This window comes from Aeribacillus sp. FSL k6-2211 (genome assembly GCF_037966125.1).
In the GTDB taxonomy this organism is placed as follows: Bacteria; Bacillota; Bacilli; order Bacillales; family Aeribacillaceae; genus Aeribacillus; species Aeribacillus composti.
The window spans coordinates 2,653,742-2,670,269 of sequence record NZ_CP150190.1 but is presented as its reverse complement, the minus strand read 5'-3'; the positions used below and the strand labels follow the sequence as shown (position 1 = coordinate 2,670,269).

Sequence of the window (16,528 nt, the reverse complement as noted above, 5' to 3'; positions counted from 1 at the left end):
ACCCCCAAGCAATTTATATCAAAATGAGATTATTATTATCTAAATTATATATTGTTAATATTATTTTTGAAAACTACAATTATACATACAGACTTATCGGCATGAGAATGGGGGAGAAGAGATGAAACAGATAGGATTACCAAAGGCACAAGGTCTCTATCGTCCTGAATTTGAACATGATGCATGTGGGATCGGTTTATATGCTCATCTGAAGGGGAAACCTTCTCATGATATTGTCAAAAAAGGCCTTCACATGCTTTGTCAATTGGAGCACCGCGGCGGACAAGGAAGCGATCCGAAAACTGGAGACGGTGCAGGCATTATGGTTCAAATTCCGCACAATTATTTTAAAGTTGCTTGCGGACGAATGAATCTTCCAGAAAAAGGACGATATGGAGTCGGAATGGTCTTTTTGCCGAGTCGTGAACATGATCGGATACATTATGAAACAGAAATCAACAAAATCATTGAAAAAGAAGGACAAATATTATTAGGTTGGAGAACTGTGCCGGTAAATTCTGAAAAGATCGGTTGGCTTGCAAAAGAGAGCAAACCTTTCATCAGACAAGTATTTATTGGGGCGAGCGATGATATTCAAGACGAGCTTACTTTTGAGAGAAAGCTGTATGTTATTCGGAAACAAGCAGAACGTCTTGTTCAAAATAATGAATTTTATTTTGCAAGTTTATCAAGCCGGACAATTGTTTATAAAGGTCTCTTGACGCCTGAACAATTAGATGAATTTTATGTAGACTTGCAGGACGAGAGATTTCAATCAGCTTTTGCTCTAGTCCACTCCCGATTCAGCACCAATACGTTCCCAAGCTGGGAAAGAGCGCATCCAAACAGATATTTAATCCATAATGGCGAGATCAACACATTGCGCGGCAATGTGAATTGGATGGCTGCAAGGGAAAAGCTGTTTGTTTCAGACGTTTTCGGGGATGATTTGACAAAAATCACACCTATTTTAGATATGAACGGAAGCGATTCATCCATTTTAGACAACGCTTTTGAATTTTTTGTGCTGGCAGGGAAAAAGCTGGCGCATGCGGCGATGATGCTTATTCCTGAACCATGGTTTTGGGATGATGAAATGGATGATGATAAGAAAGCATTTTATGAGTTTCACAGCTGTTTTATGGAGCCGTGGGACGGTCCAACGGCCATCTCGTTTACAGACGGAAAGCAGATCGGAGCTATTTTGGACCGCAATGGACTTAGACCAGCCCGCTACTATGTGACGAAAGATGATTACATTATTTTCTCATCAGAAGTCGGTGTGATTGATGTTGAACCGGAAAATGTGCTTTATAAAGACCGGCTGAGTCCAGGAAAAATGCTGTTGATTGACTTGGAAGAAGGAAGAATCATTTCTGATCAGGAAATCAAAGAAGAAATCGCCAAAGAAAAACCGTATCGCCAGTGGATCAATGATCAGATGATTTCTATTTTCGACATCAATGTTCCTGAAGATGTTGAAAAGGTTGACGATCTAACCAAACTCCAAAAAGCGTTTGGTTATACGTATGAAGATGTTGAAAAAACAATTGCAGCAATGGTGATCGATGGAAAAGATCCGATCGGTGCAATGGGAAATGATACTCCTCTTGCAGTGCTGTCAGATCGCCCGCAAAGCTTGTTTAATTATTTTAAACAATTGTTTGCCCAAGTAACGAATCCTCCGATTGATGCGATTCGTGAATCGATCGTCACTTCTACGATGACACTGTTAGGAAAAGAAGGAAATATTCTCGATCCTGATCCATCAGCAGCACGACGCATTCGCTTAGAATCTCCAATTCTTTCGAATGAAGAACTCGCTGCTTTGAAAAATAATCCGTATCCTGAATTTAAATGCGTCACTTTGCCGGCTTTGTTTAAAGATGATTTGAAAAATGCATTAGATCAGCTCTTTCAAGCTGCTGATGAAGCGGTGGAAAACGGCGCTACACTTCTAGTTTTATCAGATCGCGGAGTAAATGAAGAATATGCAGCAATTCCAGCACTGCTTGCCGGAAGCGCTCTGCATCAATATATGGTGAAAAAAGGAACCCGCACGAAAGCAAGCATTATTGTTGAATGCGGAGAAGCGAGAGAAGTGCACCATTTTGCGGCTCTAATAGGATATGGTGTAGATGCGGTCAATCCTTATTTAGCTTTAGAAACAGTGCGAAATGCTGTTCAAAAGGGAACGATTCCATATTCATATAAAGAAGCAGTAAAAAGATTTAAAAAAGCGGTGACAGACGGGGTCGTCAAAGTCATGTCAAAAATGGGAATTTCTACGATTCAAAGCTACCGCGGAGCCCAAATTTTTGAAGCGGTCGGCATTGGAGAAGAAGTTATCGAGGAATACTTCACTGGAACAGCCTCGCAAATTGGAGGAATCGGATTAAAAGAAATTGAAAAAGAAGCGAAAATGCGTCATGCTCAAGGATTTAAAACAACTTATCGAGATGAAACGCTCGATCCAGGCAGTGAATTTCAATGGAGAAGAAACGGAGAACACCATGCATTCAATCCGAAAACGATCCATACGCTGCAATGGGCATGCCGGAAAAACGATTATAAGTTATTTAAAGAATACTCGAAGATGGCCAATGAAGAGCAAGTGACGTTTTTGCGCAACTTGTTTGAATTCAATGAATCTAGAAAACCGATTCCTATTGAAGAAGTTGAGCCGGTGGAATCGATCGTACGCCGCTTTAAAACAGGAGCAATGTCCTTCGGTTCCTTAAGCAAGGAAGCGCATGAAGCATTGGCGGTTGCGATGAACCGCATCGGTGGAAAAAGCAACAGCGGTGAAGGTGGAGAAGATCCGAACCGCTATGTTCCAGATGAAAATGGAGATTTGAAGCGAAGTGCCATAAAACAAGTAGCTTCCGGCCGCTTCGGCGTGAAAATCCATTATTTAGTCAATGCTGACGAGCTGCAAATTAAAATGGCTCAAGGAGCAAAGCCAGGTGAGGGCGGACAGCTGCCAAGCAAAAAGGTGTATCCTTGGATCGGAAAAGTTCGCGGCTCTACACCGGGTGTGGAATTGATTTCACCGCCTCCGCACCATGACATTTATTCAATTGAAGACTTGGCGCAGCTTATTCATGATTTGAAAAACGCGAATAGAGATGCCCGAATCAGCGTCAAGCTTGTTTCAAAAGCTGGAGTAGGAACGATTGCTGCTGGAGTTGCGAAAGGTGCAGCGGACGTTATTACAATCAGCGGCTATGACGGCGGTACCGGGGCATCTCCAAAGACGAGCATTAAGCATGCCGGACTTCCGTGGGAGCTCGGCCTTAGTGAAACACATCAAACGCTTATGCTCAACGGATTGCGTGACCGAGTCGTTCTTGAAACAGACGGCAAGCTGATGACAGGCCGTGATGTTGTGATGGCGGCATTGTTCGGGGCAGAAGAATTTGGTTTTGCAACCGCTCCTCTAGTCGTTCTAGGATGTGTCATGATGCGTGTATGTCATCTTGATACATGTCCAGTCGGAGTGGCAACGCAAAATCCTGAACTTCGTGAAAAATTTATGGGCAAGCCAGAGCATGTTGTTAATTTCATGTATTTCATCGCGCAGGAAGTTCGCGAAATCATGGCAAGCCTCGGATTCCGAACTATTGATGAAATGGTTGGAAGAGTAGATGTATTGAAGGTTAGCGACCGTGCAAAAAAACATTGGAAAGCAAAGCATCTTGACCTATCCCGCTTGCTTTATCAAGTGGAGGGTCCGCGAACATTTGCACGTCCGCAAAACCATAAAATCGACCAGTCATTAGACGTGAACGAAGTATTGCCGAAAGTTGAAGAGGCAATTAAACGGAAAGAAAAAGTTGAACTCCATTTGAACATTAAAAATGTGAACCGCGTCGTTGGAACCATTACAGGCAGCGAAATTGCAAAACAATATGGCGAAGAGGGGCTGCCGGAAGATACGATCAATCTTCATTTCTACGGCTCAGCAGGTCAAAGCTTTGCAGCGTTTGTACCGAAAGGAATGACGATGACGCTTACTGGCGACGCCAATGATTACATTGGAAAAGGCTTATCCGGCGGAAAAGTAATTGTCCGTCACCCGAAAGAAGCATCTTTTGCATCAAGTGACAATGTCATTATTGGAAATGTGGCGTTCTACGGTGCAACGAGCGGTGAAGCATATATTCAAGGGCGAGCCGGCGAAAGATTTTGTGTAAGAAACAGCGGTGTGAATGCTGTTGTTGAAGGTGTCGGCGATCACGGTTGTGAATATATGACCGGAGGACGTGTTGTCATTCTCGGATCTGTCGGCAAAAACTTTGCAGCTGGTATGTCCGGAGGCATTGCTTACGTATTGGCGGATGATCAGGAGAAATTCAAACGAACAGCCAATAAGGAATTAGTGTTATTTGAATCTCTTGAAGATGAAGAAGAAATCCGCACTGTATATGACATGATTTCGAAGCATTTCCAATATACAGAAAGTCCAAAGGCCCGGCATATATTAGATCATTGGGAAGAGTATGTCGGAAGATTTATTAAAGTGATACCTAGAAACTACAAACTAATGATCAGCACGATTGAAAAAATGGAAAATTCAGGTCTTACGAAAGAAGAAGCTGTACTTGCAGCATTTGAAGCGGTTGCGAATGAGAAAACAACCGCCGGTGAACCATTCGCTTTACAGGCTGTTGCAAATTAACCTCATTGCACACCTAGTGAATGGATGAAAAGGAGGGGGAGACTCGTGGGAAAAGCAACAGGTTTTATGGAGTATGTACGAGAAGAAGAGAAAAAACGTGATCCGCTTTCCCGCCTTGATGATTGGAAGGAATATTCATTCCCGTTTTCAAATGAAACACTTGCCAGACAAGGTGCCCGCTGCATGGACTGCGGGACTCCTTTCTGTCATATGGGAATGGAGATTAACGGCTTAACATCAGGTTGTCCGATTCATAATTTAATCCCTGAATGGAATGATCTTGTTTATAGAGGTAAATGGAAGGAAGCGCTGGACCGTCTTTTAAAAACAAATAATTTTCCTGAATTTACCGGAAGGGTTTGCCCTGCACCGTGTGAAGGATCTTGTACGGTTGCGATTTCAGATCCTGCTGTTGCCATTAAAGGCATCGAGCGCGCAATAATCGATAAGGGCTTTGACGAAGGATGGGTTCAGCCGAGAATTCCTGAAAAGCGCACAGGTAAAAAAGTCGCTATTGTTGGGTCAGGTCCTGCCGGTCTGGCATGTGCGGATCAATTGAACCAAGCGGGACATTCCGTTACGGTTTATGAGCGGGCTGATCGAATCGGCGGGTTATTAATGTACGGTATTCCGAATATGAAGCTTGAGAAGGAAATTGTTGAAAGAAGAGTGCGTCTTTTAGAAGAAGAAGGAATTACGTTTATAACTAATACGGAAGTAGGCAAAGACATCACCGCTGATGAGCTTCGCTCCCAATATGATGCTGTTGTTTTATGCACAGGAGCGCAAAAGCAGCGTGATCTTGTGATTGAAGGAAGAGAATTAAACGGCGTGCACTTTGCGATGGATTATTTAACAGAAACGACGAAAAGCCTGCTCAATTCTAATTTTGCAGACAAAAAGTTTATTGATGCAAAAGATAAGCATGTCATCGTCATTGGCGGCGGTGATACAGGTGCTGACTGTGTAGCGACAGCATTGCGGCAAAAGTGTAAAAGCGTTGTGCAATTTGGTAAACATCCAGCCTTGCCGAAGGAGCGGGCGGAAGGCAATCCATGGCCTCAAGCTCCGCTGGTCTTTACGTTAGATTATGCATATGAGGAAGCCAAAAGCAAATTCGGACAGGATCCTCGTCAATTTTGCATCCAAACAAAGAAAATTGTCGGCGATGAAAATGGCAATGTAAAAGAATTGCATACGATTCAAATGGAAAAATCATTTGATGAAAACGGCAATGCGGTGTTTAAAGAAATACCCGGCACAGAAAAAGTATGGCCGTGCGATTTAGTCTTTATCGCAATCGGCTTTGAAGGGCCGGAACAGCCTGTTCTGAAGCAATTTGGCGTTGAAACGGTAAACAGGAAAGTGAACGCTCCGTACGGCAAATTTACAACAAATGTAGAAGGCGTATTTGCCGCAGGTGACGCAAGAAGAGGACAGAGCTTGATTGTCTGGGCGATTCATGAGGGAAGAGGTGCCGCAAGGGAAGTGGATCGCTTCTTAATGGGAGCGACGAATTTACCTTAAAATTATATTTTGAAATCCCGGGGCTGTCTAGAAAGTCCAATCGCCATTGAAAATAAAAAATCATAAACACCGATATATCAACGTTTCTAAAACATTAATGGGGGTGTCAATAAGCCGTAAAAACGACTTATTAGACACCCCCTTTCCTTTATTTTTAAAGCATTTGCATAGCAGGCAGCAAGAAATGCCAGCTTCATTCAGCTCTGTCCGCCCATTCAAAAGAACAAGGGAGCCTCTTTTATTTATGTATGGTACAATGATATTGGGTGATGTGTATGAGCCGCGTTATTTTGCATATTGATATGAATAGTTTTTACGCATCTGTTGAGGCTGCCTTTGATCCGTCGTTAAAAGGGCTGCCGCTTGCGATAGCCGGCAACCCGGAGGAGAGGAAAGGAATTGTTGTGACTTGCAGCTATGAAGCTAGAGCGTTTGGGGTAAAGACGACCATGCCAGTATGGGAGGCAAAGAAGCTTTGCCCGAATTTAATTGTCAAAAAGCCCCGTTTTGATCGTTATCGAAAAGCATCGAAAGCAATGTTTGCGATTTTATGTTCATACACACCGATTGTAGAGCCGGTTTCTATAGACGAAGGATATATGGATGTCACAGACGTCGCAAGACATCCGCTCGATCTGGCAAAAGAAATTCAACAGCGGCTTCTTGATGAGTTGGAGCTGCCGTCCAGCATCGGAATTGCCCCGAATAAATTTTTGGCTAAAACAGCTTCTGATATGAAAAAGCCTTTAGGCATAACGGTTTTAAGGAAGAGGGATATTAAAGAGAAATTGTGGCCTCTTGATGTAGAAGAGATGCATGGCGTAGGGGCGAAAACAGCTGAAAAATTAAAGAAGATCGGAATTCGGACAATCGGTGACCTTGCAAGAGGAAACGACGTTCAACTAGAAAAAATAATTGGTATTAATGGATTAAGGTTAAAAGAAAAAGCAAACGGCATTGACCATCGCCCGGTTGATCCATCGTCCGTTTATGATTTTAAAAGCGTCGGAAATCAGATGACGCTGCCCGAAGATGAAACAAATGAAGAAGAGTTAAAGAATGCCCTAAAAAGTTTGGCGAAATCGGTAAGTCTCCGATTGAAGAAAAAAGAGGCGGTAGCGACAAAAGTTGCAGTGATGCTTCGCTATAAAGACCGGACGACTGTAACAAAAAGTATGAAATTAGAAAACCCAACCGATGATGAAAGAACAATTTTCCAGCATGCTTTGATTGTTTTTCAAAAGCTGTGGAAAAACGAGCCTGTGCGCCTGCTCGGCATAACAGGGCAGGATGTGATGCACAAAAAAAATGCTTTTAAACAGCTTGATCTATTTACTTTTGAAGAAGAAGCGAAAAATGAACCGCTCCATCAGGCGATAGAAAAATTGTCTGAAAAATATGGAGAAGGAATTATCAAAAAAGGATTGAGCATGCATAAAGAGATTGATTCTTTCGGCTCGAGCTTCGGGAAAGATTTTTTCTTTAAATAAGTTTTTTAAACTTGTACTTTGTATATGGCTTTGACTTGAAAACAATCTATTAATTATGGTATTTTCAGTTCTGTAGAATAGTTATTCGAAATAGAAAGGGACGTATTCATATGTCAAAACAGCAAATAGGTGTTATCGGATTAGCAGTAATGGGAAAAAATTTAGCATTGAATATTGAAAGCAGAGGCTACAGCGTTTCTGTCTACAACCGTTCTTCAGAAAAAACAGACGAAATGCTAAAAGAAGCAGCAGGAAAAAAAATCGTCGGAACGTATAGTATAGAGGAATTTGTCAATTCTCTTGAAAAGCCTCGAAAAATTTTACTAATGGTTAAAGCGGGTGCTGCGACTGATGCAACTATTGAACAGCTTCTTCCATATCTCGATGAAGGAGATATTTTAATTGACGGCGGAAATACATATTATAAAGATACTCAACGCCGCAGCAAACAGCTCGCTGAACGCGGCATCCATTTTATTGGCACAGGGGTTTCCGGCGGGGAAGAAGGAGCTTTAAAAGGCCCTTCCATCATGCCGGGAGGACAAAAAGAGGCTCATGAGCTTGTGCGTCCAATTTTTGAAGCGATCGCCGCTAAGGTAAATGGTGAGCCGTGCACCACCTACATTGGTCCAGATGGAGCAGGACATTACGTAAAAATGGTGCATAACGGCATTGAATACGGAGATATGCAATTAATTTCCGAAGCTTACTTCATTTTAAAACATGTTCTTGGGTTAAATGCTCAAGAGCTTCATGAAGTGTTTGCTGAATGGAATAAAGGAGAGCTCGACAGCTATTTAATTGAAATTACAGCAGATATTTTCACAAAAATCGATGAAGAAACAGGAAAACCGCTTGTCGATGTCATTCTTGACACCGCCGGGCAAAAAGGAACAGGAAAATGGACAAGCCAAGACGCGCTCGATTTAGGAATCCCTCTTCCGATCATTACTGAATCAGTATTTGCCCGTTTTATTTCCGCCATGAAGGAAGAGCGTGTTAAAGCAAGCAAACTGTTGAGCGGACCGAATGTACGGCCTTATGAAGGAAGCAAGGAAGAACTCATTGAAGCCGTTCGAAAAGCGCTGTACATGAGTAAAATTTGTTCTTATGCTCAAGGGTTTGCGCAAATGAAAGCAGCAAGCGAAGAATATAATTGGAATTTAAAATACGGCGATATTGCCATGATCTTCCGCGGCGGCTGCATCATCCGCGCAGCGTTTTTGCAAAAAATCAAAGACGCTTACGATCGCGACCCTGATCTTCCAAACCTACTGTTGGACCCTTATTTTAAAGAAATTGTTGAAAGCTATCAGGGAGCTTTACGACAAGTTATTGCGATTGCCATCGAAAGAGGAATTCCAGTGCCGTGCTTCTCTGCCGCTCTTGCTTATTATGACAGCTACCGCACTGAAACATTGCCGGCAAACTTAATTCAAGCACAGCGCGATTATTTCGGCGCTCATACGTATCAGCGTGTTGACAAAGAAGGCATCTTCCATACAGATTGGCTGAATAAATAACGATAAAAAGCATCGGTTTTAACCGATGCTTTTTCATTTCGCCATGATTTTCCTTTCTCGTGAGCACCGTTCTGCTATTTTTCATTTTGAAAAAGAAAAATACAAAATTTTTCTTGATAAAAATTTCAACATAAATTACTATAAATTCAAATAAAGGTTATATATTCCATTAAGATATAAAACTAGACTTATAATTCATTTGCTAAAAAGCGAGATGAGTGATAAAAAATGATCCAATGGATAAAGGATAATAAATTTTCCAGCTATGTATTGTTTTTTATTGCTTTTACATTGTCGTTCATTTCGATCATTCTGTCCATCTATATATCGATGGGCTCAGAGGCGGAAAATATTCCAATCATGCTGAAAAAAGAAGGGGCGCCGGCTTATGCAATTTTCGGAATTGTCCTCGTGTTTATTATATTATCAGTCATAATGCAATTATTTGTAGGAGCTTCCATTACTCATTTTTTCGTAAAATTTCTATTTAGAATTCCTTTACAATTTTCTTTATTTTATAGAGTTTATCTTATTTTCACTTCTTTTTTAGCGCTATCGATTATTTGGCAATTGTTTATGTTCCGAGATACTTCGAATATTTTTTTCATTGTAGCCAATCCGTTTTTACTCTCAGGTCTTTTTGCTCTTTTTATTCTATTGAAAAGAATGGCGAATTTAAGCTGGAAAAAGCCGCTCCTTTTCACCATTTTTTCTTTATTCGTCTATTTGGCTTTTACATTTTTAGGAGGTTACGTATTTGATGAAGAATACATTATGTGACGTGATCTTTTCTAATATGGCATCAGGATGAAGTTATGCAGTTTATTATAAAGGGTGCACTAAAAGCGGCTTTTAAAATTTAGTACTCTTAAAATATCACATGATTCATCCTTATTCACGAGAAAACCGATCTAAACTTGTGTAAGCGAGTATGATAAGACATGTATTTAAAATTATGCTATTTATTAACGAATAAAATCATCAAAGTATTTATAAACAGGCTTTTTTATTTAAGCGATGGAATTGGATTGAAGTCTAATATTTTTAATCCGATCCTTCAAATACTGAAAAGATATGCTGTTTTTGTATGTTTGGCTGCTTATATATTCTGGTTTGTACTTGCGGTCTTATTCCAAATCTTGTTTCACCATATTTCCTTGCCCATAAAAACATTGAATTTATTGATTATCTTATATATTTTGCAGCTGTGTATAATTCAGGCTGGAAGCGGTGTTAGCGATGAAATTCGCAATTTTGCAATTGAAAGCAGATTTTCAGCAGACATAAAGAAGAAATTGATCATCACTAATGAATTTTTAGGCTTCTTTTTAATATGGCTGTTTCTTTTGCTCGTGTCATTGCCTTTTTTTATCGTACAGACATATTACAACTCCTATGCAGGCTTTGTTTTTCTTCTGCAAATCTTTTCATTTTTGTTCTTCTATGGGTTTGTGCTGGCATTTATAAAATTTTTATTATTTGTGTTCAAGCGAAGCTACCCCTTTGGAAGCAATCGGTTCATTATTTCTTTCATTTATTTGCTTCTCTGTTTATTCATCAATGGAAAAAAAGAAGATCTTGAATTTTTTGTTGGTTCTGCCGTTCGTTATTTTATTCACGGAGATTTTGCGGATTTTGTAATAAAATTTGTCCCTACCGAAGTCAATTTATATGAGTTGAGAATACATGGATGGCTGTTTTGGCTGGGCATTGTTTTAATAGGAATTTGCTTGTTTTTCTTTCATAAAGCCTGCGATTATTTATTCATTGAAAAGCAAATAATCCGATCTTTTTCTAAATACCATTTGCCTAAAAAGAAGTCATTATATATTTTTTTCAATTATATAAGATCAAACGGGATCATCAACAGCCATTTTTTCGTGACGTATACATTAACTGTTCTGCTGTTTCTATTTGTCGAATCTCTTCCTATAAAGGTGAATGATATATCCCTTTTTACAGTTTTTCTATTTATTTCACTATTCATGAATCATAATCATTCGAATATCATTTTGCTTTGTAAAAGACATAAACTTTCGATCATTCAAACGTCTGTTATGTTTTCGTATATTTTATGGGTTCAATACTTCATTGTGGTGATTTTACTAATTTCTGCGAAGTTGATATCTGCTGATCTGGCAGCATTATCCTTTATTTTATTAGGATTTGCCTTTATATTTTCCAGTCTAATCATTTATTGTACGTTTATTTATCAATTTGAAAAATATTTTATTGACGAAAAAGCGTTTGAAAAATTAGGCGGGATTTTAATCGTTCTCTTTTTTGCCTTCGTTGCTGCTATAAAATCCTTGCTGCGTCTAATAGGTTTAAACAATTTATTTTTAGGAGAAATGCTAAGTCTCATTTGTGTTTGTACAATTTTATTTTTAATTTTTCATAAAATCAATCGAATAAGGGTCTTCTTTTATGAGCGATTTCATTGATTTTTGAATGATGGCGTGCTTGGAATTTACCTAAACAATTTGCTTCTACGAAAATCTATTTGATGAACGCACCATTTTTGTCGCATTATTCACTATGCTAATTTTTGCTGCTTGTTCAACAGCGATCGGTCATGGACAGCTTATCAACATTTCGCTTCATTTTATATAGGCTGGGAAGACAGCGGTCGCGTTGGCTTGCAGTCAGCTTCAATTAAGAATCAACAATGGGATTATGTTGTCTCCTCTTTAAATATAGAGGGGAATGTTAAAAATTAACATAAAGTAGGGTTGAAAAAGATGATTCAAGTTGCGGATTTAAAAAAGTCGTATCGGGCGAAAATGGAAATATTAAAAGGAGTTCAATTTACATTAGAACCAAATAATATCTATTGTCTATTAGGGAGGAATGGTGCGGGAAAAACGACATTGATGAAAATTTTGTCCGGCATTCTAGCTTATGATTCCGGCACGATTATAGTAAAAGATAACAAAAAGCTTAATGAGCTTGTTCATTATGTTTCAGAGAAGCCAATTTTTCTAGATTTTTTATCTGGCTTTGACAACTTAGATTTTATTCAAAAAATCTATCATTTGAATATGTCGAAAGATGAATTGGAAAGGTTTTGTGAAGAACAAGGAATTCAGTCGTTTATCCACGAACTGGTCATCAATTATTCGCATGGAATGAAGCACCAGCTGGCTTTAGCCGTTGCTTTTTTAATAAAACCGAAGGTATTGCTGTTGGATGAGCCGCTAGTATCTTTAGACCCGATTAACATTGCTGAAACTTATAAGAAGCTCGTTTCTTATGCCAGAAGGGGAAATATTGTTCTTCTTTCCACGCATATGATCCCGATCGCCCATAAATTGGCCGATGAAATATTATTGCTGAAAAACGGGAAAATTCATCAAGTTGCCAATCAATACAGCGAAAGCGAATTGGAAGATTATGTGTTAAATCAAATATAATAATATTTTTGCTAGATGCTTCAGCCATTTCAAAATCGATGCCGTTAATTATGCTGTCGTGCTTAAAACATCAATTATTGTCAAGACCGAAAAAATCACCGATTTATCATTCTCCAGAAAGATCTCATTGATCCTTTTATTGGGAGCCTCTTTTCCCGTAATCGACAGCTTCAAAAGGGCTGAACGTTGCAGCCCTAATTGTTTTGGGGAGAATTCACCAGTATGCTGTAAAATCTCCATATAATTATAAAGAAAAGGATATATCCAAAAAAAGAATAGAAATGATTCCAATCAGAAGAATGGATAAACACGCCCGCTCGTTCAGCCGCTTGTTCAAAAATGCAGGCTAAAATACCAATTAAGCAAAGTAGGATTGGGCGAACAAAAGGACGGATTTTATGCATGACGATTAAAAATGAGGCGGTGATAATAGGTAGAATGACGAGCGTAAACAAGATGTTAATAGAGAAGATTTTCGGGAACAATCGTTTTGGAAAGGCGTAAAATCTGCATTCAACAAAAATCAAATCTAAGTATGTTCCAAGTAAAGAGGCAAAAAGTGTTGCAGCAAGTAAAGCAATATTATTCCTTTCTAAGAAAAATTGCTTTTTTCGCCATGATGGTAAGTTCAATTTTTTCGATTGTTTTACAATAATCTTCATAAATATCCCCGCCTGAAAATGTTTCTTCTTTTAAATAGTGGATGACCTTCCAATCATGGAACCAATCTCCACTGTCCGCGTCTTCGTGTTTGATATTTCCCCAAGCGAATTTTAATTGAGGGCTGTAAATGCGCGGCTCTCCTTTTTTCAACTCGCACTTTTTTGTCCTTCGTTTATAGATTGTGCCTGGCAATGATTCTTTCACATGATGAAAGAGGTGCCCCCAGTAATCTGCTCTCGAACCTGTATGCTTATTTTTTTTGCCCAACGCAGCACTCCTTGTAAAACGTTCTCTTGGTGAAAAAGCAAAGAATATAAACGTTTACCTAACATAATTCGTTCATGAAGCGATGCAAAATGCTGCAGCGTCGCTCCGATTAAAGCAGGCTTTGTTTCATTTTCAACATACGGAAAGATGATGTGATTAAATCGCAAAAAATCATAAAGCTTGAAGCCAATCGTGTTTAATACGGTCTTTTGAAAATGATGATTTTGAATAACATGTTTTTCTAAATAGTTTTGTTCATTGATGACCGTTGCGATTGCCAGTAGATAATAGTTTCTGTTTTCCCAATAGTGATTCCAGATTGTTTCCATAAATGTTGATACGTTTAAATAGGGGAGGAGGTAAAATAAGTTTCGTTTCATGCGCAAGCTGTGGTGATAAAGTAAAAATTGCGGGAATACATCTTGAAAGATTAACCAATTTCCACGTTCTAAAAATAAAAAGTAGTTTTTTTGCTCCTTTTCTGATATTAGCCTTGTTAACAAGTCTCCTTTTAAATCTGTCATATGCCATCCTCCATTCCGGGAAACCATATGTCCTAAGAGCGCCCAATGGATGTCTGGATGCCTGATATAAAAATTTAAATATGCAGCTGTTCTAGTTACGTTGTTAGTGTTGAGTGTATTTGTCACGTTCACAATGGAATCAATGATGTTTTGTTCCCATGTTTGTAATGGAGGCATAGGCTGATTTACGTTACATTTCATTTTTTCGACGAGATCTTCCTTAATTTTCAAAAGCTGTTGATCGATCAATTTATTGTTGTTCAACCATGGAAAGACCATCCTATTCCTCCCTCATCGAATAGCTTCCATAAAAGCTGAATATGTATAGGAATAAGCTAAAACTTACTACATGAAGTGGTGGTGAATAGGATGAAACAACGAATTGAAGCTGAAATCAATCGATTGGCGGAATTAATCCTAAAGAGGCAAAATTTTGACGGAGCTTGGGATTTCCCATTTGAAACGGGTATTGCCACAGATTGTTATATGATTATCTTATTACGAACATTGGAAATTCATGATGAACAATTCATTCAATCACTCGTTGACAGGATATTAAGTAAACAGGAGAGAAACGGAGCATGGAAGCTGTTTTACGATGAAGAGAAGGGAAATCTATCCACAACAGTTGAAGCATACTATGCTTTACTTTATTCGGGATTCATCGATCAAAACAATACAAACATGCGACTAGCTAGGAAGTTTATCATAAACCATGGTGGCATTGGAAAAGTAAATATGTTTACGAAAGTCATGCTTGCTTTAACGGACCAAATCAAATGGCCTAAATCCTTTCATCTGCCGATCGAATTCATTTTATTTCCGACTACTTTTCCTGTAAATTTTTTTGACTTTTCCGTTTATGCAAGAGCCAATTTAATACCAATATTGATTGCTGCTGATCGCAAGTTTAGTATAAAGACAAAGCATACTCCTGACTTATCAGACTTATATGTTCATAGAATTGAAGACCTTTGGGACTTGGACTCTTCTGAATGGCGTTCTTTTTTTTCGTTTATATATGACGGCATGAAACAATTAGTAGGTATTCCTTTTGAGCTTCATCGATTGGCATTACATCGAGCAGAACAATATATGTTAAATCGAATTGAACAAGATGGTACCTTTTATAGCTACTTTAGTTCAACATTTTTAATGATTTTTGCTCTGATGGCTCTAGGATATTCGAAAAAGCATCCAGTTATTGTTCGGGCTGTTCAAGGGCTAAAGTCAATGAAGACAACAATAGATGGACATACTCATATTCAATACACGACGGCAACTGTTTGGAATACGGCATTATTAAGCTATTCATTACAAGAAGCTGGTGTGCCATCTGCGTCAGCTGCTATTCAAAGAGCAAATCAATATTTGCTTTCTCGCCAGCACTATCTATATGGTGATTGGGCTGTTCATAATCCGTATCAAATACCGGGGGGATGGGGATTTTCAAATATTAATACGATGAATCCGGATATTGATGATACAACAGCGGCTTTACGCGCGTTGCGAAAAGAAGCATTAAATAATCGCTCCTTTTGGGATCGAGGAATGAAATGGCTCCTGTCTATGCAAAACGATGATGGAGGCTGGGGATCGTTCGAAAAAAATGTCAATAAGTCATTGCTATCTTGGCTTCCGATAGAAGGCGGGGAAAAAATGCTTCTTGACCCATCAACGCCTGATTTAACGGGAAGAACGTTGGAGTTTTTAGGGAATTTTACACGATCAAGCTACAATCAAACGTTTATAAAGCAAGGGGTAAAGTGGCTTTTAAAAAATCAACGAAGTGATGGTTCTTGGTATGGACGATGGGGAATTTGTTATATTTATGGATCATGGTGTGCATTAACAGGCTTAATAGCAGTAAAGGTGAGAAGAGATCATCCTGCCGTACGAAAGGCTGTGAAATGGTTATACTCCATTCAAAATGACGATGGGGGCTGGGGAGAGTCTTGTAAAAGTGATATACAGAAAAAATTTATCCCTTTACCAGCTAGTACTAGAGTGCATACCGCATGGGCATTAGACGCTTTGGTAGCGGCAGAAGAAACGGTTACACCACAAATGAATCAAGCAGTGAACTATTTATTAAATTCAAAAGATGAAAATTCATGGACAATCACATACCCAAAAGGTCAAGGCTTACCTGGCGGATTTTACATTCATTATCCAAGCTATGAATATATTTTTCCTTTGCTGGCATTGGCTCATTTTGTAAAGAAATGGTGATTAGAGGATGGAAATTTGTACGCAAAAAGCTACGGCCGTAACATTTTTGATAATTAATTTTTAACCTTTTTACCGAAAAATAGTAGAACGATGTTTCAATGGAAAGCTATCCTCATTTAAAGTGAAATTCGCGAGACTCCTAAAGGGAAAAAGCGATCAGTGTAAGACAAAAGCTATGAATTATTTCCCTATGAGGAGTCATACATGA

General features: G+C 39.1%; 9 protein-coding genes and 1 pseudogene. 8 read left to right on the top strand and 2 right to left on the bottom strand.

Translation table 11 applies throughout. The features are described from left to right. Positions 1-121 precede the first annotated feature (121 nt). The 7 genes from gltB to NSU19_RS12820 all read left to right on the top strand — a co-directional run bounded on the left by gltB (position 122) and on the right by NSU19_RS12820 (position 12,634). Entirely contained in the window at positions 122-4,681 is a 4,560-nt protein-coding gene (gene gltB / locus NSU19_RS12850; RefSeq protein WP_063388145.1) for a glutamate synthase large subunit, read from the top strand. A gap of 45 nt (positions 4,682-4,726) precedes the next feature. Beyond that, complete coding sequence (locus NSU19_RS12845; protein WP_144596811.1) at positions 4,727-6,208, top strand: glutamate synthase subunit beta; 1,482 nt, start codon at positions 4,727-4,729, stop codon at positions 6,206-6,208. A gap of 266 nt (positions 6,209-6,474) precedes the next feature. Continuing rightward, positions 6,475-7,698 (top strand): DNA polymerase IV, encoded by a 1,224-nt coding sequence (locus NSU19_RS12840; protein ID WP_242009269.1) that lies wholly within the window; start codon positions 6,475-6,477, stop codon positions 7,696-7,698. Between the two features lie 110 nt (positions 7,699-7,808). Beyond that, complete coding sequence (gene gndA, locus NSU19_RS12835) at positions 7,809-9,221, top strand: NADP-dependent phosphogluconate dehydrogenase (protein WP_063388147.1); 1,413 nt, start codon at positions 7,809-7,811, stop codon at positions 9,219-9,221. Between the two features lie 228 nt (positions 9,222-9,449). Beyond that, complete coding sequence (locus tag NSU19_RS12830) at positions 9,450-10,001, top strand: hypothetical protein (RefSeq protein ID WP_094246183.1); 552 nt, start codon at positions 9,450-9,452, stop codon at positions 9,999-10,001. Between the two features lie 161 nt (positions 10,002-10,162). After that, a complete protein-coding gene (locus NSU19_RS12825; RefSeq protein WP_339196784.1) occupies positions 10,163-11,665 on the top strand; it encodes a hypothetical protein in 1,503 nt (500 codons plus the stop codon). Positions 11,666-11,962: 297 nt separating this feature from the next. Further along, positions 11,963-12,634 (top strand): ABC transporter ATP-binding protein, encoded by a 672-nt coding sequence (locus tag NSU19_RS12820; RefSeq protein ID WP_339196782.1) that lies wholly within the window; start codon positions 11,963-11,965, stop codon positions 12,632-12,634. Between the two features lie 194 nt (positions 12,635-12,828). On the opposite strand, the gene NSU19_RS12815 is transcribed toward NSU19_RS12820, so the two are convergent. Further along, a complete protein-coding gene (locus NSU19_RS12815) occupies positions 12,829-13,296 on the bottom strand; it encodes a CBO0543 family protein (RefSeq protein WP_338420485.1) in 468 nt (155 codons plus the stop codon). Then, positions 13,217-14,265, bottom strand: a pseudogene (locus tag NSU19_RS12810) (DUF2515 family protein). The gene NSU19_RS12815 and the pseudogene NSU19_RS12810 overlap by 80 nt, the downstream one beginning before the upstream one ends. A 192-nt stretch (positions 14,266-14,457) precedes the next feature. Between NSU19_RS12810 and shc the strand changes: the two are divergent. Beyond that, positions 14,458-16,320 carry a squalene--hopene cyclase gene (gene shc, locus NSU19_RS12805; protein ID WP_339196779.1) on the top strand — a complete coding sequence of 621 codons (1,863 nt, stop codon included), beginning with the start codon at positions 14,458-14,460 and terminating at the stop codon, positions 16,318-16,320. The last annotated feature ends 208 nt before the right edge of the window (positions 16,321-16,528 follow it).